Below are 20,599 nucleotides of genomic sequence, written 5' to 3'. Positions count from 1 at the left end.
TTTAAGCATTACCTAATATAATATGAACAGTATCCACCCCGGGTTAGCAAGGTTTGTTAATAAAAGAAGCACCAACAATAATTAATAGGATGAATAGAACAACTAAAAGTACGAATGAGAATTTGTTGCCTCCACCATATCCTCCATTATAGCTGTTGCAACTACAATTATCATATCCACATGCATTATTAGAGTAACCCATAATAATCCCCCCTCTCTTCTGTATAAAATATGTCACGAAAAGAAAGGGAGGGGGGATATACATCCAATAAAGCTGCCTATTTTATAAAACGGTTGAAATAATATGAAGGGCAACTGCTGCAAATCTTGAATACCATATTTACTTTTTAATGAAGACTGGGATTATTTGCTGTACTAATACTTTTACCGCCGTCATCTTCCCAGCGATCCATATCCCAATCATCATTGGGTAAGCCGCCAATCATTGGCTTGTAATTATAGAGAGGATATACTGTAGTCATTGAATTTCACACCAAATCAACAATGTCACCTTATACATCATCCTTTTATTTTTTATTCTTCTTGTTTAATTTATGCAACACAATCAAGAAATATATGAATGAAAAATAAAGGAATTATCCGTATCCGAGGCGAACAGTAACAGGAGTATCTCTGGAAAAGAATAATTGTAATTACAATGAGAAATGAGGAATTGAAAATGAATGTAACGTTTCCAATTGGAAAATTACAAGTACCTGACAAAGTAACAGCAGAAAATCTACAAGAATGGTTAAAGGAAATCGAAACGTACACAAATCGATTAAGAGAAGTGGTTGAACCATTAAGTGATGTAGAATTAAGTAAAACATATAATGACGGCAGCTGGACAGTACGTCAACTTGTTCATCATGTTGCAGATTCACAGTTAAATATGTATCAACGTTTGAAACTCGCTTTAACTGATGAAAACCCAACAGTGCCAGCTTTCGACCAAGATAAATGGGCAATTCAACCAGATACGAAACTTCCGGTAGAAAGTTCGATTAAAATGTTAGAAGGGATAAATGAACGCATCGTATGTTTAGGCGCTAGTTTAACCGAAGAACAATTGGACCGAGTTTTTACGCATCAGGAAAATGGGGAATTAACAGTGGCCACAAAAGTTGCTAAATTAGCATGGCATGAGGAGCATCATTTAGCACATATCAAATTAGCATTGTCTAAATAATTCTTAGTATCTATTTTGACTTTTAAAGCGATTCATATGTATTAGAAAACCCCACTGATTTTAATACTCAGTGGGGTTACTTTTATAAATTTAAACTTTAAAACGATTAATTGCTTTCGTTAAATCTTCACTTAAATTCGTTAATGTTTCTGCCGCAGTTGTGACAGATTGAATCGCTTGAAGCTGTTCAGTTGTTGAAGCATTGACTTCTTCACAAGTAGCAGCTGTTTCTTGAGATGTGGCCGCCATTGTTTGAATGGTTTCAGCAACGTCATTTTTGTGCAACGCAACTTTTTGGAGTTCTGCATAAACCGTATTAATCGAGTCGTGCATGTTTGCCATTAATGTAGAAATTTCCTCGAAAGTAACTCCGGTATCGTGAACAACGATACTTTGAAGTTGGAAGTTTTCACGTGTGTCATTCATTTGCTTCGTTACTAATCTAGATTCTGCTTGTAGCTCTTGAACCGTTACTTTCACTTCTTCTGTTGCTTGTGCAGATTGTTCAGCCAGCTTGCGTACTTCTTCGGCAACGACTGCAAAGCCTTTCCCATGCTCGCCAGCGCGTGCAGCTTCAATGCTCGCATTTAACGCTAATAAATTCGTTTGTGATGAAATTTGAGTAATTGTTTCCATCACCCCGCCAATTGCTTTTACTTTTGATTCGAGCGTATAAATTACTTCAGACATCGATTGTAAATTGGATTCCCAGTCATCGAAAGAATGTTTTAGTTGTTGCATTTGAGCTTGTCCATTCGTATTCATATCATCTGCTTCTGTCGCGATGTGGGACATCATTTCTGCCTTAGTCGTAATATCATTAATTTGCTGACCGAGAAGCTCTGTACGTTCTGTAACCGTTTCAGCATCTTCCGCCGATTTTGAGGCACCTTCAGCAATTTCCGTCATAGCAAGTGCGATTTCTTCGCTTGATGCATTTGTTTCTTCGGCAACGGCACTTAAGCTTTCAGAGCTAGTGCGGACATTGGAAGCAGAGTCATTAACTACTGCAATAATCGAATTCATATTATCAATCATTATATTGAAATTATCGCTAAGTTCACCAAGTTCATCATTTGTTTTAATCGTGGAACGAACAGTGAGATCTCCTTGTGATACAGAATGCATAGATGATGTTAATTCACCAATTGGTTGAATGATTCTCTTTATTGTGAAATATAACGCAATAGAGATTATGAACAATGTAACAAATGCAAACACTAGCATTGAATTTCGTAAATCATTGGCTGTCTCATTAATATTTTTTTCTTCATAAATAGCAGAGATTTTCCAGCCGAGATCAGGTAATGTTGTATGGACGTTGACAAAATCAACCCCGTCACTTTCATAGTAAGAAATATTTTGATCGTTTCCATCTTCATACATAGCCGCAATGAATGGCATGCTCATATAATTCTCACCGGTTCTATATGGGTGAGCAACAACTGTACCATTTGTATCTAGTACCATCGGAAAGCCTTTGTAGCCGACATCACTACTCGCTACCTCAGTTACTAATGTAGAAAGTTGAATATCAAGTGAAAGAACACCAATAAATTGATTATTTGAATAGACAGCCTTCGAAACAGCCACAACAAATTCATTCGTTACTGAATCAATAAATGGCGTTGACCATTGAATGGCGTCTGGATTTGCAATCGCATTTTTATACCATTCACGTGTTGTTGGATCGAAATCTGTCCCAAAATCAGTTTGTGGCATGATGAGCATATCCTTTGTAGGAAGAGCTAGGTAAATGGATGACGCTTCTTCATAAATTTTTAAAAAGTTACTGAATTCTTGCTCAATCGCGTGGATGGGGTTACTTGTAGGAGGATCTCCGTCAGAAATAGAGAAATTTGATACTGTTGGTGTCATAGACAAATGCCCGATAGCTTTTGCATATTGACCAAGGTAATTTTCGATCGCTAGACTAATTTCATTGACGAGTGCTGCGCTCGCTTCCGCCGCCGTTTTTTCAGTCGTATTTTTAACTTGTGTACTACTAATGGCGGTCATTGTAGCGATGCCAATAAGAAATAGCACCATGACAAGCATAATGATTTTTGTTTTTATAGATTTAAACATATATGATGGACACCTTCTCTTTCGTTTAAGTTGAATAGAATTACTGTAAAACTATCGGTTATAAATTAGGAGAGTTTAGATGTAAACTATTAATAATATAATTAGGAATATACAGATAATAACGCTGTGTAGGAATGGACAAATCTCAGTCTTTTTAGTGGAATAATTTATTGAAGGAGAAGATTAAAATGGAGCAAAAACAACGGATATTGAACTTCTAGGCAATGCACCTTATTTTATGTCGATGCAAAATTAATTCTGTACACATCCCCAAATTAGTTGAATACAATAAACTAAAACAATGGGGGTGTTCGCCTATGCTTCATCTCGTGCCGGTAAGTATAAATACTTTTATTATTAGAAATGGCGCAAAACAAATGGTTCTTTATCCTCAAGTGGAATACTTACATCGACCACAATGGCAGGCGAAGATTAATCATGCAATTGTTGAGCAAACGAGACATCTCATGATTGAACAATATGGAAATATGCCGACAACTGTGGACGAAATGTTGGGGTATTTTGAAATTAAAAATAATCAAAGGCAAGTACTAAGTTTAACGCAATCGAATTATACGTATCACAGTCATGCCGCCAATGGAATGAGTTATTTAAAGTCTTTAACATTTGACATGCTGAAGGAACAGATTTGTACGTTAAAGGATTTATTTATTCCCAATAGTGATTATATTGCAAGAATTTCGGCGCTTATTCACGAACAAATTAAGCGCCGAAATATCCCGTTAATTAATACGTTTACCGTAATAAAACCAGATCAAGATTTTTATATTGCGGATAAGACGCTTGTCATTTATTTTCAGTTGTTTGAAATTACACCACATTATTTTGGTTTTCCAATATTTCCTATTTCGGTCTATGATTTATCGGATATTATCGATGAAAATGGTCCACTCGGTCGGCTGGCGGAAAACAATTGAACGTGTGAGTGTTGAGTACAAATCAGATTGAAGTAAGATGGACCATTTTTCATAGTCCATCTTATTTGCGTGTAATAAAGTAAGTTAAACTATTTCTGCACATGACCAATCCCGCGCATTTTTCAAAGTAATTTCGATAAACATCTTTAAAGCTGGGGAAATCCACTTATTTTTATGATAGGCGACCTGAGAAAAAATTTGTTGGAAGCCTCCTACACAAGGAATTACTTTTAATGTACCTTCTTGAATTTCACTCTTCACAGTCATTAAAGGTAAATAAGAAATACCAAGTCCACTCATTACGCAGCGCTTTATTGCTTCAATACTCCAAAGTTCCATTGTGGAGGCAGGTGCAATTCGCTGTTCACGCAAATACTCTTCAAAAATTCTTCGATAACTGCATTCCTTCTCATTCGTAATCAAGCATTCATTTAACTTTTGATTTTTGTAACGTTCATCTAAAATAGTTAGCGAACAATCAGGGTTTCCTACGAGGACAATTGGTTCGTCCATTAGCGGATGAATAATTAAATCGGAATGCTGCATCTGTGGCAACATAACAAATGCAAGATCAGCATGACCATTCAGAATTGCTTTTTTGTTATCACCGCAAGTGGCATTCGTTAAACGGATACTTACATGTGGAAACTTCCTTCTAAATTCTCTTAATATTGGTTCCAGTCGGTAAACGGTTAAAGATTCAGGCGCCGCAATCTTTAACTCCCCACGCATTTCTTGCCCCTCACTCGTAATTCCTTCAATTTTTCCATACGTATCTAAAATTTCTTGCGTAAAAGGGAGTAATTTAGTACCGATATCAGTTAAACTAACTTTTCGCCCCATCCGATTAAATAGCGGTGCACCTAAATGTTCTTCGAGTGCCTGAATATGTGAAGTCACTGTGGACTGCGTGTAACCTAAATGTTGGGCTGCTTGTGTAAAGCTGCCCATCTCAATGACTTTTCTAAACGTAATAAAATGACGTATTTCCATCGTTTCACCAACCTTTATTTTCCTTTTTCTTTTATAGTATCAAAAAAATCAATGGGTCACTTCATAAACTTCAATTTTACTAATGGTTATGCACAAGGTAAAGTTAAGAAAAAGTGGGTGGATATTACATTAAAATTATCCATAGGAAGAGGCGGATTATGAAACGGATTCATTATAGTTGGATTATTCTTACAATAACGTTTTTCTCTATTATTGTAGCTGGAATTGTCATAGCTTCATCAGGCGTTTTTATTAATGCATTCGAAAATGAATTTGGCTGGGATCGTTCTGTTATTGCACTAGCTTTTGCCATCAGTCTATTTTTATATGGCATATCAGGTCCGTTCATGGCGGCGTTATTAGAAGTCATTGGTGTAAAGAAACTGATGTTAGTTTCGATGGCAACCTTAATAATGGGGAGCATGCTCACATTAATAATGAGTCAATCATGGCACTTAATCGTTATTTGGGGTTTTATTATTGGGCTTGGGGCGAGTCTTTTTTTAACCGTAGTGAGTCCATATGTATCGACTCATTGGTTTGGAAAAAGAAGAGGACTAGCATTAGGTATCTTGTCTGCAAGCACTGCAACAGGTCAGTTAATTTTACTGCCTGTCCTAGCTACTATTATCAATAATTATTCATGGCGGTGGGCAATTGGGTTAATTATTATTTTATGTTTCATCATGCTAATCATCATCTTCTTATTTATGAAAAATAGCCCGAAAGATGCGGGGGTTTTTCCATATGGCATTGATGAGGAATCACAAGTGAGCGATGAAGGACAGAAGGGAAATCCGATTGTTTTAGCTTTCAAAGGTTTGTTCGTAGCTGTGAAAGCGAAAGAATTCTGGTTATTAGCCGGTAGTTTTTATATTTGTGGGCTTTCAACGAGCGGTTTAATCGGTACACACTTTGTTTCTTATTGTATGAGTTTTGGAATACCTCTAGTTACAGCGGCTTCGTTTCTGTCATTTATGGGCATCTTTAATTTAGTGGGAACGACGCTCTCAGGTTGGTTATCCGATCGTTTTGATAATCGGTGGTTATTATTTTGGTATTACATCCTGAGAGGGGCTTCTTTAGTAATGCTTCCATATTCTTTAATGGAAGGTTCTTTTACTTTGTTAGTAATCTTTACGGTATTTTATGGATTAGATTGGATTGCGACGGTACCACCAACGATTGGCATTGCAAGACAAGTTTTCGGTGTCCAAAAGAGTGGGATTATTTATGGATGGATTTTTGCCTTTCATCAGGCAGGTGCGGCTACTGCGGCATTTGGTGGAGGCCTTATTTATAAATTTTTCGATTCTTACACATGGGCGTTTTTCTTAGCTGGTGTTTTCTGCGTATTAGCAAGCCTTTTTGTCGTAATGATTAAAAAGCCAACATTACAACCTGCTAGCTGAATAAAGTAGGCGTAAATTTCGCCGAGTAAATATGTATCTGCATAAGTTCTCCATAATTATTCGATATAATAATATGATGATTTGGTAAAGGGGGCGCTAATAGTAGAGTGAATAAAATATCGACAAAATTAGCCACTTATTTTTTTATTGTGGTACTTATCATGGATTTCTTTTTAATGTTTTATTTGCATCGAAATATTATCAACTCGAAAGTAGACGAAGAATTTGAGACACTGCTAGCTAATGGTGCCAATCATCGTGATGTATTAATGGAGCATTATTCGGATACGACAATTAAGCATATCGTCTTAATGGAAAAGGATGCGAATCGTGAAGTTATCATTACCAATCAACAAGGTGCGGTATTAGGAAAATCGGATATAAATGTTGCACTTCTTGAACAACTAAATCTACGCCTTACAGACTTACAAGTGGAAAAATATAAAATTTTAGTTTCGAATTGGCGTGACTCTCCTTATATTGTGAGTGCCCATCCGTACGTTATCAATCCAAAGCAATCCGGCTATGTAATTATGTTTTTTAGTACGAGTACCATTAATGGGATGGTAGCAGATTTGACGATGCATTTTGCCATAGCAGGTGTGACAAGTTTTATTGTGTTATTTATTGTTTACGCAGTGTTGTCCAAAGTCATTACGCGACCGTTAATTCATATGAAAGAGGCGACTGAAAAATTAAGTGAAGGCAATTTTCAAGTTCGTCTTTCGGTTAACAGTAAAGACGAGCTGGGGGAATTGGCAGGATCCATTCAGAAATTGGCGAATGATCTAGAACGTTTAAAATTGGAACGAAATGAATTTCTTGCTTCAATTTCGCATGAATTAAGTACACCTTTGACTTATTTAATTGGCTATTCAAAAGTAATGTCGAGGGGCAATTTGACGGAACAAGAGCGACAACAGTATCTTGAAATTATTGTTGAAGAGTCTAACCGAATGAAAGAGCTTATGAAAAATTTATTAGATTTGGCTAGGATGGACGAGAATTCCTTTACTGTTAAGAAAGCGTTTTTTGCGGCACGTCCTTTTTTTGATGGCATATATAAGCTTGTTGAGCCTTCTTTTGCTATGAAAAATATGAAGCTCACTTTGCACTGTGAGGGAGAATATCAACTATTTGCTGATGCGTTACGGCTCGAGCAAATTGTTATTAATTTATTGGAGAATGCGTTGAACTATTCAGATGAACAGTCTGAGGTTATTTTGCACGTCAGTCAAAATGAAGAAAAGACCATTATTTCAGTAATGGATTCGGGTATAGGCATCCCTGCTAATGAGATTGATTTTATTTTTGAAAAGTTATACCGCGTCGAAAAATCACGGTCACGCGCTTTTGGTGGTTCAGGCATTGGGCTGTCTGTTGTAAAGGAACTTGTTGAAGCACATGGCGGTACAATTGAAGTCAAAAGTAAGCGGGGCAAGGGGAGCACTTTTACAATAACGATTTAATGGGAGGCTAGAGAGTTTACATGCAAACGATTTTATTAGTTGATGACGAGCAAAGAATGTTGGACTTGGTGGCATTATTTCTCGAACCTCATGGCTATCAATGCATTAAAGTAACGGGTGGTAAGAAGGCTATTGAAACATTAAAGAAATCAAAAATCGACCTTGTTTTACTAGATGTGATGATGCCAGAAATGGATGGGTGGGAAGTTTGTGAAGCCATTCGTAAATTTTCAAATGTACCGATAATTTTGCTAACAGCGAGATCAGATAAGTTTGATTTAGTGAAAGGTTTGAATACAGGAGCGGATGATTATGTGACCAAGCCATTTGATGAAGGGGAATTGGTGGCAAGAGTCAATGCGCTCCTACGCCGAGTCACTCAAGATACATCAGGGAAAGAACAAATACAATATCAGGATTTTTCTTTAAATACAGAGGCATACGCTCTAAATTACAAAGACTTAACTGCACAGCTCACATTAAAGGAATTTTTGATTATAAAGGCATTAATTTCTAGACCAGCAAAGACGTTTACACGGGAAGAGCTTATAGAAAGCGGATGGGCATTTGATACGTATACAGATGTGCGCACAGTGGATTCACATATTCGCAATTTACGAGAAAAACTACGAAACGCTGGATTTCCCATTGATGAGTTCCTTAAAACCGTGTGGGGAATCGGTTATAAATGGAGTTGAAGTATCAATAAATAAATGCAAAAAGGTGGTTTTTACATGTATAGTTGGCTGTCCCAAATAAGTCAAACCATTAGTGGACCGGTTTCTACATTTTTACACTCGTATGAGCATTCGCCAATTATTATTGCAATCCTACTTGGATTAATTGGCGCATTGGCACCATGTCAGATCACAGGAAATATGAGTGCTATTACATTATACGGAAATCGCGCTATACAAATGGAAAACAACTGGAAAGAAATTATTGCCTTTATGTCCGGTAAAGTTTTTGTCTACACGTCCATTGGATTGCTCGCTTGGATTTTCGGGCAGACATTTGAGACAAAGCTGACAGAATATTTTCCGGTATTTCGCAAAGCAATGGGACCGCTGTTAATCATAACAGGAATGATCCTCCTCAGAATTCTAAATTTGCGATTTCTTGACGGTATTTCAAAGCATATACCCAAAGGTTTAAAGAAAGGGAAAATCGGTTCCTTTTTACTTGGAGCTGGCTTTGCTATGGCATTTTGCCCAACGATGTTCGTACTTTTCTTTGTGTGGCTAATGCCAACCGTCATCACCACATCTTACGGCCTTGTATTACCTGCTATATTTGGCATTATGACGTCTTTACCGCTGCTCATCATATTAGGGTTATTTTGGTATTTTGGCGTAAGAGGGCACATCATGAAAAAGAGTATGAAGCTAGGAAGGCTAATTCAAAAAATTGCTGGCGTGATCCTAATTATCATTGGGATATTGGATACAATTACATATTGGTGAAAATGAGTTTTCATCTCCATAAATTCTCCTTATTTATTTGTTACATTTTAAATGTAACAAATTATGAGGAGGAAAATGATGAAATCAAAGATATTGATTACAGGATTATTGCTTAGTGCTGCAATTATCGGAGGTTGTAGTGCGGGTGGTTCAGGCGCGAAAGACACAATGGACCATAGCAAAATGGATCACAGTAATATGTCCGAGGAAGAAATGCAGCAGATGAACGGCGAAATGGAGAGCAGCGAAATGGAGAACGGTCATATGAGCCACACAAATCCACTCGCATTAAATGATTCAACTGGTGAAAACGAGTTGGCGCTCCCTCCATTACTTAAACCTCAAGAAGGTGAAGAAAATATTTATACAATTACCGCGCAAATTGGTGAAACGGAAATTTTTGATGGTGTTCAAACAAAAACATTGGGCTATAATGGATCATTTTTAGGGCCTGTCATTCAAGTAAATGAGGGCGAGAACGTTACATTTAGAACAAAAAATGAATTGGATGAAACAACAACATTTCATTGGCACGGAGTTGATATTCCTGGTACAGGCGATGGTGGCCCACATAATTATGTAGAACCTGGCCAATCGAAGGATATTAAATTTACGGTCAATCAAGAAGCAGCTACGTTATGGTTTCATCCACATCCTGAAGGGGCAACAGCAGAACAAGTCTACCAAGGGTTAGCAGGATTGATTTATGTGGAGGATGCGAGATCGAAAACACTTGATTTACCAAATGAATACGGCATCAATGATTTTCCGTTAATTTTCCAAGATAAACAGTTCGATGACAATAAACAATTAAATTACAAATTAGCGCTGAATGAAGATGGGACGATTGGTGATACGTTATTAATAAATGGCACAATCAATCCGAGGCTTACAGTTGGTAAAGAAAAGGTTCGTTTACGTTTAGTAAATGGTTCCAACGCGCGGAATTATACGTATCGATTGAATACGGGGGACGAATTCCAACAAATTGCAACGGATGGTGGTCTTATTAATAAGCCAAATAAGTTGCGTGAAATTACTTTAACACCAGGTGAACGGGCTGAAATTATTATTGATTTTTCGAAATACGATGCAGCTAGTAATATTGCACTTCTAAATGAAAGTGGCGCCATTTTATTACCATTTACTATTGATGAACAAAAATCTAGCAACTCAAGTAACATTCCAACTAATTTGAATGACTATATGGTTACGGATGAAGAAAGAAAATTGCCGGTATCTAAGAAGCTTGAGCTTTTCGGGATGGGCAACATGGTCGCGATTAATAATAAGCAATTTGATATGAATCGAATCGATTTTACACAAAAACAAGGTGAAACAGAAATATGGGAAATTTACAATAAGTCAGATATGATGGGTGGCATGACGCATCCATTCCATATTCACGGGACACAGTTTAAAATCGTATCAATCGATGGCCAAGAACCACCAGCGAGCGAGCAAGGATGGAAAGATACGATCGCAATTGACGCGGGAGAAACATTCAAGTTAGCTGTGAAGTTCAATAATAAGGGAATCTATATGTTCCACTGTCACATTCTTGAACACGAAGAAAACGGAATGATGGGGCAGGTAGAGGTAAATTAATTAGGGAAGCCCGAACTGAAATAAGTTCGGGCTTGTTTTGATTGTCAGATGGATTTATTAAATTTTATCCACTTTTTAAAGAGTTGACATGTTATTTAATGTTAAAAAAATCCTTGACTTTATATTGTCCAACCTGCATATTATAAGAGACTGAACGGTATCTTTTGGAGGGTGGAAATGAAAAAAGGTGAATTAACAAGACGTACGATTATCCGAAAATCAGCTATAATTTTTAACCAAAAAGGCTATATGACAACGACGATGAATGACATTATTCAAGAAACAACTATTCAAAAAGGGGGGATCTACCGACACTTTAAAGATAAAGAGCAACTGATGGTTGAGTCTTTTCATTACTCTACTGAAATGATGCGCAATCATTTAATGACGAGTGTTTCAAAACAAGAACATGCAGCGGATAAATTAATCGCATTTGTAGAGACCTTTTTACAATTAAGTGAAGGAGAACCGATAGTAGGTGGATGTCCTATTTTTAACGCAGCAATAGAAATGGATGATTTAGAAGGAAGTGCGTTATTGCCATCAATTAATGCGGCAATGGATATGCTAATTAAATGGATGGTGAAAATTATAGAGGATGGTATTCAGCAACAGGAGTTGAAGCCATTATTACAACCATACGAGACAGCGATTTATATTGTATCAACATTAGAAGGTGGTCTTGTATTAGACCGACTAAAAAAAGAGGGGCAAATAACGAAAATTATCATAAATAATTTAAAGAAATATATTTCAATGATTGAAACTGAGCGGCAATAAAGCCGTCTTTTTTTACACTATAAAAGGGACTGAAAGGTATCTTTTTGAGGAGGTTATTATGAAATATTTAATATTCATTGCTTTTGTAGGAGTTATTTTGATTTTGAGGAGCGCTATTATTCGTCATATTTTTACGCCGAAACGAAAAGCTGAAAAAATGCAACCGAGCTCGCCGTATGAAACAATTGAAATGGAATTGGATAGTGGGACAATTCGAGGTTGGCTCATTAAAAGTGAGAGGGCAAAGGGGTGCTTTTTACTTGTACACGGCTGGGGCTCTAATAAGTCAGACATGTTGCGGTATGCCGACCCGCTACTAGCTAACGGGTATGATGTAATTATTGTGGATGTTCTTGGTCATGGGCAAAGTGAATTCATCCACAAACAAGTGAGTATTGCATCGTTTGTCCAAAGCATAACTTCAACGATTGATTATGTGCGCGAGAGGTCAGATATTAATAGTAAAGCGATCTATATTTTAGGGCATTCAATGGGTGGGATAGCAGCGAGTATTGTAAATGCAACCGATTTGAGAATACAAGCACTGATAACTGATTCAATGCCGACATCATTAAAGAGTATTAGTAACTCAATGGCTGACAAAGTAAAACTTCCTTATATTCCGTTTGGCTGGCTATTTGTCAGTTGGTTTTTATTACGCGGAGGTGTGTTTCTAAAAGCGAGAAGAGAATGGTGTCTAGAGGAAATATTAAAAAATCAAAAGTCCCCAGCACTTGCCATACACTCAAATTTGGATAAAAAAGTACCAATTTCAAATGTGGAGATACTATTAAAAGCTAGTAACTTTAAGCGAGTCATAAAAGTGGAAACGAAGGGCCACCATAATTGTGTGAAAGATGATTGCTTTTGGGAGAATATTTTTCATTTTATTTCAAACAACGAAAAGGTTTAACTAAAAATAACAGGAAGCTGTCTCATAAGCACCCTTTGAGACAGCTTCCTAGAATAATTCAGTTTATTATCTAATTTTTTGTTTCCGCATCCACTGCGTAGCAACCCATTTTTCACCAGTAATAACGGGCGCTCCACCATGTAATGTTAACTCGTTTAAGTTTTCGTCGTTATAAAAATACTCGAAATAAACCGCCATCCCTTTTTGTGGGGTTACGGATAAATTCAGTTTAGGGAAAAAGGTTTCTCCACCCTCTTCGACATCATTTAAGTACATAACGAGCGTACTAATTCTATTATTACTTGATAATTTACTTGTTGATGAAAAGAAATCATAATGAGCCTTATACTCTTGACCCGGAGTATACTGAAGGATTTGAATGCCTTCACCGTGTTCGATGGGAATATTCATAATAGAAGAGATTCTTTTTTCGATGGTAGTAATTATTTCATTTTCACTTTCTTCAAAAAACATGCTGCTACTTGTCCTCTGTTCGTTGACTTCGCGTGTAGCCCCAATTTTTGAGCGTTGCAACTTGTCCTTTGATAAACGAATAAGTTCATCACATTCCTCGTTACTTAAAACATTTCCTAAAGTTACGATCAATGGTTCTTCAAATCGAGTGATAATATTAATTTCTCTATCCAATATTATTTTATTTCCAACATGATCAAATATAGTTTGCTCTTTATTTTCCGATATCAACTTCATAAATCACCTTATCCTTTTTTTGGAATTATTTTTATTTTATTTTATCACGATATTTATAGATAATCAAAATCTACACGCAAAGGGGCTTCCTTAACCTTATTTGTAAACAGAATCACACACAATTTGACTACGATTATTGATTGCGTTATGATTTTTAATACTATACAAGAAGGGCTGATGAGGATGATTCGTCGTTTGAAAAAATTCAAAAATGTCGCTGTTGGGTCAAGCTTCTAAGTAACCCATAAAATGTTTAATACTTAGAAGCGAGGTATCATTATGAAACATCCATTATTTAATCATTGGTCAGAAATAAAATATTTAAAAGATATCGTGACAAACCCACTTATTGAAGTAGGCGAGTATTCCTATTACTCAGGATATTATGGCAATCAAAATTTTGAAGACGGTTGTGTAAGATATTTATGGGGAGATAGTAAATCGCAGGCACTTTTTAATCCGATTGAACAATTTGGCTGGCATCTCGACAAACTGATTATTGGAAATTATGTTTGTATTGCGAGTGGTGTTGTCATTTTAATGGGAGGCAACCATAACCACCACTCGGACTGGATTACAGTTTATCCATTTGTCGAGCATATACAAAACTCCTATGAGCCAAAAGGGGATACAGTTATAAAAAGTGATGCTTGGATTGGTATGAATGCAATGATTATGCCAGGGGTTACAATTGGCGAAGGTGCGATTATTGCGTCGGGATCAGTAGTCACTAAAGATGTACCACCTTATACAATGGTAGGCGGAAATCCTGCAAAAGAAATTAAAAAGAGATTTACTGATTCAGAAATCAATATGTTGATGGAAATGCGCTGGTTTGATTGGGAGCGCGAAATGGTTGAAACAGCGATGCCACTTTTATTAAGTTCCTCCATTGAACAACTGTATGATTTTTATCAAAGCTATGTAAAGAAGAAATAGGCACGTCTGAAAAACTACAATCTCACAAGGTTGTAGTTTTTCACGTTTTACTGGCAAAACAAAACCTTACAAGAAAAGTACAATTCAAACAGGGAGGTAACTATGGCGCAACAAAATCAACTGCAATAAATGAAGAACTCGCTTATACTCGATTTTCTAAATTGCGTGCAGTTTGGCTCTTTTCAACATCCTTGCCTTCTTTAAAGGTGCCTAATGTTTTATCAAACGATGTATGCGTGACACCGAACCAGTAATTTTCGTTTTTAAAGTGATGCAGGAGATGATGCTTTTTTATGTTTTTCCCTAAATTTGTCCGAGGTTGGATAGGTCTATGGGCAATGTAATGCTTCCATTCATAGTAAAGGAAGTAAGCTACCAAGCCTGTTGCAAATGCAAGCGTCAGACTTTTACTGTCTGTTATGAGGAAAACTATGAGGCTATAAATAACAAATCCTGGAATACTGAACCATAACGGCAAAAATAATAGTTTCAAATTGTCGGGATCTACATGATGGTCATAATGTAACCTTTTAATCATCTTTAGCATGAACGGATTTTCGGGCTTCTTAATATGAAATAAAAAGCGGTGTACCATATACTCACTCGTTGCATACGTCAGCATACCCGCACCTAATGCAACCCACGTCCAAAGGTGTAGCATATGCGGAACGGTTAATGCAGTGCAAACGAATAAAATGAATAACATGACAGTGACGTCTGGAAAAGTGCCAAATTCCTTCAAGTATTTCCTCATTTACATTCATCCCCTTTTTAATAATTATATACTGAAAATTCAGTAAACTCAATATGTGAATAAGCGTCGAACAAATCAAAAAATCAAGCTTGAGAACGCTCTCCAAAAGAATAGTTGCAGAGGAATTACACTTTGAAAGTTCACTCGTTTCAAGTAAATGAATCATTTTTTTGTTTTTATAGCTATAAATGTTTAGTTGTTTTGAGGATGTAATATTCCCATGGAACTAAAATGAGCGTATTTTAGAATAAAAAAATTAGATATTTGCTGTAATTTGTAATAAAATCATGAAGTTATCAATTTAAATGTTACATAAATCTCATTTTTATCCTAATAGAATATAAAAGTGGTAAATTAATAATATTCAGGGATATTATGAAAATCTAAAATAGAGAAATTACGATTTTTATAATAAGAGAAACAGAATTTCACAAATTGTTTTTATAGAATCTAGAAAAATGAGGAGAGATAAAATGTTTAAATTTAAGACGATCAGTGCAAGAATTATATTTGCATTTAGTTTGATTGTAGCGGTGATTTGCTTAAATATTGGATTCAATGTATATACAACGCATCAAAGCAATTTAGCTACTGAAAAAATTGTTGATGAAGATTTACAATTATTAATTGCAGATTATGAATTAGCCTCAACAATTGGTTTACGTATCGCTGCAGCAAGAGGTTATGTATTATCTGGGGAAGAAAAATATAAAGATATTTTTGTAAATACTTCAGAACGAGCGCTTGAAAACGAGAAAATTCGATTAGCTCTTATAGAATCAGGAGAAATCAACAAATATGCTGGAATGGCGAAAGAGTGGAGTAGCTATGTTCAAAAAGACGTATTTGAAGTCTACGATCAAGGAAATAAAGAATTAGCGCTTCAAAATTTAGCAGCAATGGATTCAAAGGCGACTGAAATTCGTGAGGGTTATGAAAGCCAAGCGGAACACCGAAAACAATCCATTAATGCTTCTGGTGCAAGTATGATAAAAGATAATGAAAAAATACAGATTGCAAATATAATCGTCGGCATTGTGATTGTCATTGTTGCCATTTTTACGGCCATCATTAGTGCGAGACTTATTTCAAAACCTATTAATGTCGTTACAAAGCGTATGCAGCAAATTGCAGGTGGAGACTTTAGTGAACCCGCCCTAGAAGTGAATTCAAGAGATGAAATTGGTCAACTAACAGAGGCTACCAATAGTATGACAAAGACGATGAATGGTTTATTAAAGGATATTCAAACAGTATCTAATGACGTCGCTGCACACAGTGAAGAACTGATGCAATCGGCAACAGAAGTGAAAACAGGTACAGAACAAATTGTAGATACAGTTACCGAAATTGCAAGTGGTACAGAAATTCAAGCAAGTAATGCCTCGGATGTTGCGACAGCGATGACAGACTTTACAACAAAGGTAAAGGATGTAAGTACAAGTAGTAATGAGGTCAATCATTACTCAGATGAAGTGATGAAATTGACCAAAGAAGGTAGAAGTTTAATGGAAGCCTCAACGAATCAAATGATGACAATTGATCTTATTGTAAAAGATGCGGTTGTAAACGTAGATGAGTTGAGTAAACAAACACAAGAAATTTCAACATTAGTCTCGGTCATTCATAATATTGCCGATCAAACAAATTTATTGGCACTGAATGCGGCCATTGAAGCGGCACGCGCGGGTGAGCATGGGAAAGGATTTGCAGTAGTTGCAGATGAGGTCCGTAAACTGGCAGAGCAAGTATCCGTTTCAGTTGGCGATATTACAAACATTGTACAAAAAATTCAAAAAGACTCTGTAGTAGTGACAACTTCTTTAGAAAATGGCTATGAGGAAGTAGCGAAAGGCTCAACACAAATTGCTTCTACAGGCGCAACATTTACACAAATTGCTGAAGCGGTTTATGCTATGTCGGGGCGCATTGAAGATATGTCGGAGAAACTTGATGACGTTGTGCAGAATACAGTGACTATTAATAAATCAGTCGATGAAATTGCAGCTGTTTCAGAGCAATCTGCGGCAGGGATTGAAGAAACGTCAGCAACAATTCAACAAGCAGCAAGTTCAATGGATGAAATTACGAATAGCGCCATCAACTTAGCAACAATGGCGGAAAATTTAAACGAAACAGCGCGTAAATTTAAATTGTAAATAATAGTTGACCACAAAACATTACATTGTTTTGTGGTCTTTTTACATTAAGTATTTAAAGGGTTTTGTACGAGGGAATCATAAAAAAATTCTTCTTGGAGCAGAAAAATTTAACCTCTTCACGCGATGAGATTGCTCATGTTTTGGAAAAGCTCGAAAATTTACTATGATAAATGAAACTAAACTTCTACCTAAAACGTATATTATAGAGAAGCTCAATGATTTGTAGACTGGAGTGAGGGAATGATGCGATTTAAGCCACATGATTTCGTAGACAATATAAAAACATGGGAAGAAATCATTTCGACAAAATTACATACACGACCAATTTATTTGGAAACGAACGGAGAACTACAATATTCACGTGTCGCAAAACAATTATTAGGAATCGATGATAGTGAATATGACATGCAGGAGTATTTATACACGTTAACGAATAAAGAAATTGGTTGGACGCTACTTTTTCATAATATGCCGAAAGTAATTGATCCCCAGATGCGAACTGAAATAGTGAATATTTTGCAAATGCATCGAGAAAACCCGATTTCGATTAATCGTTTCATGGCGTTTTTTGCAGGAAAGCAATTATTGCCACTGATGAATACACCTTACCGAAATCACTTTGTGAACACATTACAAAGCTGGTTGGAGCTTATACAAATTCGCTATCCAGGTCTAGTTAGCAATCAGTTGCAGCGGATTTTTTTAGATTTTGTAAAATGGTCGAATCATTTCTTCCCATTATGGCTAGAGCAAGCGCCTTTTGAGTCTTCGATGCCGCGTGTGCTATGGTATGGTCCTGCAAAAGAAAGTGAAATATATTTCTTATACTTCCTCTATTTATTTGGCTGTGACCTCGTCGTATTTGAGCCAGATGGTGAAAATATATTTGAACCATTCGGGCTTACGGATATTCCGACTGAAGTGCTTGCCAATAAAGGGACAATATTTGATTTTCCATTTGATAAGCCGATGCGTGTGCAAACGGTTACATCACGAGCGTCAGAGCAAGTAAGTGAGCATTTGTATAATAACTCGGCACTGAATTATCCGTGGAAATACGCTGAGCATGAAACACGAACACGAATTTTAAATACAACATACGATGAATTATTTATTTTGTCGGATGCTCATTTGTATTTACGTGATGGTTTTGAAGAAGAGAATGGCGTCATTTATTTACCTGTGTTATTTGCAAAAGTGGAAGGGCTGTCGCTGGATCAGGTAGATTACGCTCGTAAAATTCGTAAGCTACATGAGCAAGAAATGACGTACACTGCTACTAGTTTCCCATTACTGCCATTGCAAAAGAGCAATATGCAGTTTCATATGCGTGATGCGAGCACAGACGGTCAGTTAGATGCAGAAAAAATAATGCAATTGTCGATATGGCCGTGTAAAAATATGCCACTCGGTGCACAGCGAAATATGGCGAACACGATGATTCGTTTTATAGAAAGTGACTATGTTCAGCCGCTTCCACAGCAATCCAAAGTAGAGCATGCGCAATATTTATTTGGGCAACTTATGCTAATTCCTGAAGAAATCATTCGCTTGTATCAACAATTTGACTATAGTTATTTAAACCCGACGATTCTAATCTTTAAAGAAGAAGCAAGTGGGCAAATGCAACGCCAAGATGCGGTGCTATTATTGTTTGCAAGCATGCTTGGGTTTGATGTCATTATATGTAGTCCGGGTGGTTCGCGGAGTATTGAACATTTTATTACAGGACATCTGCTTAATACACATCGTCTTGAGAAAATTAGTTTTGATGAAACATTGGCGAAAACGTTAAACGCACCATTAGCAAAAGATACATCGGATCGAAAATTAGATTTGAAGACAATGTTTCGTCGGATTTCGAAAAAACTAAAATAGTAGGCAGGAAAGTTTGTACTTTTTTGTCAGAAAATATAAAATTAATAATAGGCTGAATAATATGGTTGTTAGGAGGAATTAATATGACAATTAACTTACAAAAAGGTCAACGAGTTGATTTAACAAAAGGCAATACAGGGTTAAATAAAATTCAAATTGGATTAGGATGGGATCCTGTTCAACAAAAATCGAGCGGTGGTTTACTCGGCGGATTATTTGGAGGCGGCGGTGCTAAAACTGCAAATGTAGACTGTGACTCTTCCGTTATTCTCTTGAAAGGTGATCGTTTAGCTGCTAAAGAGGATGTCATCTATTTTGGGAATTTAAAAGGTGCGAACGGTGCAGTTGTCCATTCAGGGGATAATATAACAGGTGCTGGTGAAGGCGATGACGAACAAGTTATTGTGGAGTTAAAGTCTATCCCTGCAGATTATAATCGATTGATTTTCGTTGTTAATATTTATGAAGCAGCAAAGCGTAATCAACATTTTGGTATGATTCAAAATGCATTTATTCGTGTTGTTAATACTGCAACGAACGAAGAACTGTTAAAATATAACTTATCTGAAGATTATTCAGGTAAAACAACATTAATTACGGGCGAAATTTACCGACATGAAAATGAATGGAAGTTTGCTGCATTAGGAACAGGTACGCAAGATAATTCAATCGGTGAAGTCGTTCGAAAATACCAATCATAATTGAGGAGTGAATTAAAATGGTCGTTTCATTATCAAAAGGTCAAAAAGTAGATTTAACAAAATCAAATCCAGGGTTAACAAAGGTGAGTGTCGGTTTAGGCTGGGATACGAATAAATACGATGGCGGAAAAGATTTTGACCTTGATGCATCAATCTTCTTATTAGAAGGAACTGGAAAAGTAACAGGTCCAGAAGGCTTCGTTTTTTATAACAATACATCAGGTGCTAATGGTTCAGTAGTCCATTCTGGTGACAACTTAACAGGAGCTGGAACAGGCGATGATGAAGTTGTCTATGTTGACTTACAAGCAGTGCCAGCAAACATTGAGAAAATAACATTTGCCGTTACGATTCATGACGGTGAAGGTCGCGGACAAAACTTCGGGATGGTTTCGAATGCATTTATTCGTGTATTCAGCGATTCTGGCGAGTTAATCCGTTATGACTTAGGCGAAGATTTCTCGATTGAGACAGCGCTTGTAGTTGGCGAGTTATACCGTCATAGTGGTGAATGGAAATTTGCTGCAATCGGATCTGGTTATCAAGGTGGACTAGCGGCATTATGTAATGATTTTGGCTTACAAATCGGTTAACCATATTG

At 36.6% G+C, this 20,599-nt stretch carries 20 protein-coding genes; 14 read left to right on the top strand and 6 right to left on the bottom strand.

All coding sequences use genetic code 11. The features are described from left to right. Window positions 1-43: 43 nt before the first annotated feature. Complete coding sequence (locus ACQKIH_RS05055; protein WP_083493606.1) at window positions 44-202, bottom strand: YjcZ family sporulation protein; 159 nt, start codon at window positions 200-202, stop codon at window positions 44-46. A 145-nt stretch (window positions 203-347) separates the two neighbouring features. After that, window positions 348-482, bottom strand: a complete 135-nt coding sequence (locus tag ACQKIH_RS05050; RefSeq protein WP_269084191.1) for a hypothetical protein — start codon at window positions 480-482, stop codon at window positions 348-350. Window positions 483-679: 197 nt separating this feature from the next. On the opposite strand from ACQKIH_RS05050, the gene ACQKIH_RS05045 reads away from it, so the two are divergent. Then, window positions 680-1,189: a YfiT family bacillithiol transferase gene (locus ACQKIH_RS05045; RefSeq protein WP_427763762.1), complete on the top strand. Its 510-nt coding sequence runs from the start codon at window positions 680-682 to the stop codon at window positions 1,187-1,189. Between the two features lie 90 nt (window positions 1,190-1,279). Here the strand turns inward: ACQKIH_RS05045 and ACQKIH_RS05040 are convergent, their stop codons facing one another. Then, window positions 1,280-3,277, bottom strand: coding sequence for a methyl-accepting chemotaxis protein (locus tag ACQKIH_RS05040; RefSeq protein WP_427763761.1), 1,998 nt, complete (start codon window positions 3,275-3,277; stop codon window positions 1,280-1,282). A gap of 317 nt (window positions 3,278-3,594) precedes the next feature. On the opposite strand from ACQKIH_RS05040, the gene ACQKIH_RS05035 reads away from it, so the two are divergent. Then, a complete protein-coding gene (locus ACQKIH_RS05035; RefSeq protein WP_427763760.1) occupies window positions 3,595-4,215 on the top strand; it encodes an RsiV family protein in 621 nt (206 codons plus the stop codon). 84 nt (window positions 4,216-4,299) lie between these two features. On the opposite strand, the gene ACQKIH_RS05030 is transcribed toward ACQKIH_RS05035, so the two are convergent. Further along, entirely contained in the window at window positions 4,300-5,208 is a 909-nt protein-coding gene (locus tag ACQKIH_RS05030) for a LysR family transcriptional regulator (RefSeq protein ID WP_427763759.1), read from the bottom strand. A 158-nt stretch (window positions 5,209-5,366) separates the two neighbouring features. Here ACQKIH_RS05030 and ACQKIH_RS05025 point away from each other — a divergent pair, with 158 nt between their 5' ends. The 7 genes from ACQKIH_RS05025 to ACQKIH_RS04995 all read left to right on the top strand — a co-directional run bounded on the left by ACQKIH_RS05025 (window position 5,367) and on the right by ACQKIH_RS04995 (window position 12,853). Further along, entirely contained in the window at window positions 5,367-6,620 is a 1,254-nt protein-coding gene (locus ACQKIH_RS05025) for an MFS transporter (protein WP_427763757.1), read from the top strand. A gap of 161 nt (window positions 6,621-6,781) precedes the next feature. Continuing rightward, window positions 6,782-8,089, top strand: coding sequence for a sensor histidine kinase (locus ACQKIH_RS05020; RefSeq protein ID WP_427763755.1), 1,308 nt, complete (start codon window positions 6,782-6,784; stop codon window positions 8,087-8,089). Window positions 8,090-8,109: 20 nt separating this feature from the next. Next, window positions 8,110-8,787: a response regulator transcription factor gene (locus ACQKIH_RS05015; protein WP_427763754.1), complete on the top strand. Its 678-nt coding sequence runs from the start codon at window positions 8,110-8,112 to the stop codon at window positions 8,785-8,787. Window positions 8,788-8,823: 36 nt separating this feature from the next. Further along, window positions 8,824-9,552 carry an urease accessory protein UreH domain-containing protein gene (locus tag ACQKIH_RS05010; RefSeq protein ID WP_427763753.1) on the top strand — a complete coding sequence of 243 codons (729 nt, stop codon included), beginning with the start codon at window positions 8,824-8,826 and terminating at the stop codon, window positions 9,550-9,552. Window positions 9,553-9,630: 78 nt separating this feature from the next. Continuing rightward, window positions 9,631-11,160 carry a multicopper oxidase family protein gene (locus ACQKIH_RS05005; RefSeq protein ID WP_427763752.1) on the top strand — a complete coding sequence of 510 codons (1,530 nt, stop codon included), beginning with the start codon at window positions 9,631-9,633 and terminating at the stop codon, window positions 11,158-11,160. Between the two features lie 177 nt (window positions 11,161-11,337). Further along, window positions 11,338-11,940: a TetR/AcrR family transcriptional regulator gene (locus tag ACQKIH_RS05000; protein ID WP_057983548.1), complete on the top strand. Its 603-nt coding sequence runs from the start codon at window positions 11,338-11,340 to the stop codon at window positions 11,938-11,940. Between the two features lie 58 nt (window positions 11,941-11,998). Next, complete coding sequence (locus tag ACQKIH_RS04995) at window positions 11,999-12,853, top strand: alpha/beta hydrolase (protein ID WP_427763750.1); 855 nt, start codon at window positions 11,999-12,001, stop codon at window positions 12,851-12,853. 66 nt (window positions 12,854-12,919) lie between these two features. On the opposite strand, the gene ACQKIH_RS04990 is transcribed toward ACQKIH_RS04995, so the two are convergent. After that, on the bottom strand, window positions 12,920-13,564 hold the full coding sequence (locus ACQKIH_RS04990) for a 2OG-Fe(II) oxygenase (protein WP_057983551.1): 645 nt from the start codon (window positions 13,562-13,564) through the stop codon (window positions 12,920-12,922). A gap of 279 nt (window positions 13,565-13,843) precedes the next feature. Here ACQKIH_RS04990 and ACQKIH_RS04985 point away from each other — a divergent pair, with 279 nt between their 5' ends. Continuing rightward, complete coding sequence (locus ACQKIH_RS04985; RefSeq protein WP_427763747.1) at window positions 13,844-14,503, top strand: CatB-related O-acetyltransferase; 660 nt, start codon at window positions 13,844-13,846, stop codon at window positions 14,501-14,503. A 142-nt stretch (window positions 14,504-14,645) separates the two neighbouring features. On the opposite strand, the gene ACQKIH_RS04980 is transcribed toward ACQKIH_RS04985, so the two are convergent. Next, the gene (locus tag ACQKIH_RS04980; protein WP_427763745.1) at window positions 14,646-15,257 is read right to left on the bottom strand and encodes a sterol desaturase family protein; all 612 of its coding nucleotides are present in this window, start codon (window positions 15,255-15,257) and stop codon (window positions 14,646-14,648) included. A 473-nt stretch (window positions 15,258-15,730) separates the two neighbouring features. Here ACQKIH_RS04980 and ACQKIH_RS04975 point away from each other — a divergent pair, with 473 nt between their 5' ends. The 4 genes from ACQKIH_RS04975 (at window position 15,731) to ACQKIH_RS04960 (ending at window position 20,591) form a co-directional block, all read left to right on the top strand. Then, window positions 15,731-17,416, top strand: coding sequence for a methyl-accepting chemotaxis protein (locus ACQKIH_RS04975; RefSeq protein WP_236706714.1), 1,686 nt, complete (start codon window positions 15,731-15,733; stop codon window positions 17,414-17,416). Window positions 17,417-17,662: 246 nt separating this feature from the next. After that, window positions 17,663-19,297, top strand: coding sequence for a YceG family protein (locus ACQKIH_RS04970; RefSeq protein ID WP_427763743.1), 1,635 nt, complete (start codon window positions 17,663-17,665; stop codon window positions 19,295-19,297). 83 nt (window positions 19,298-19,380) lie between these two features. Beyond that, on the top strand, window positions 19,381-19,998 hold the full coding sequence (locus ACQKIH_RS04965) for a TerD family protein (RefSeq protein WP_057983561.1): 618 nt from the start codon (window positions 19,381-19,383) through the stop codon (window positions 19,996-19,998). Window positions 19,999-20,015: 17 nt separating this feature from the next. Further along, complete coding sequence (locus tag ACQKIH_RS04960; RefSeq protein ID WP_057983564.1) at window positions 20,016-20,591, top strand: TerD family protein; 576 nt, start codon at window positions 20,016-20,018, stop codon at window positions 20,589-20,591. Window positions 20,592-20,599: the final 8 nt, after the last annotated feature.

The organism is Solibacillus cecembensis (genome assembly GCF_050272495.1).
In the GTDB taxonomy this organism is placed as follows: Bacteria; Bacillota; Bacilli; order Bacillales_A; family Planococcaceae; genus Solibacillus; species Solibacillus cecembensis.
Note: the sequence above shows the minus strand (reverse complement) of the source record. Positions and strands in the feature narration are given on the sequence as shown.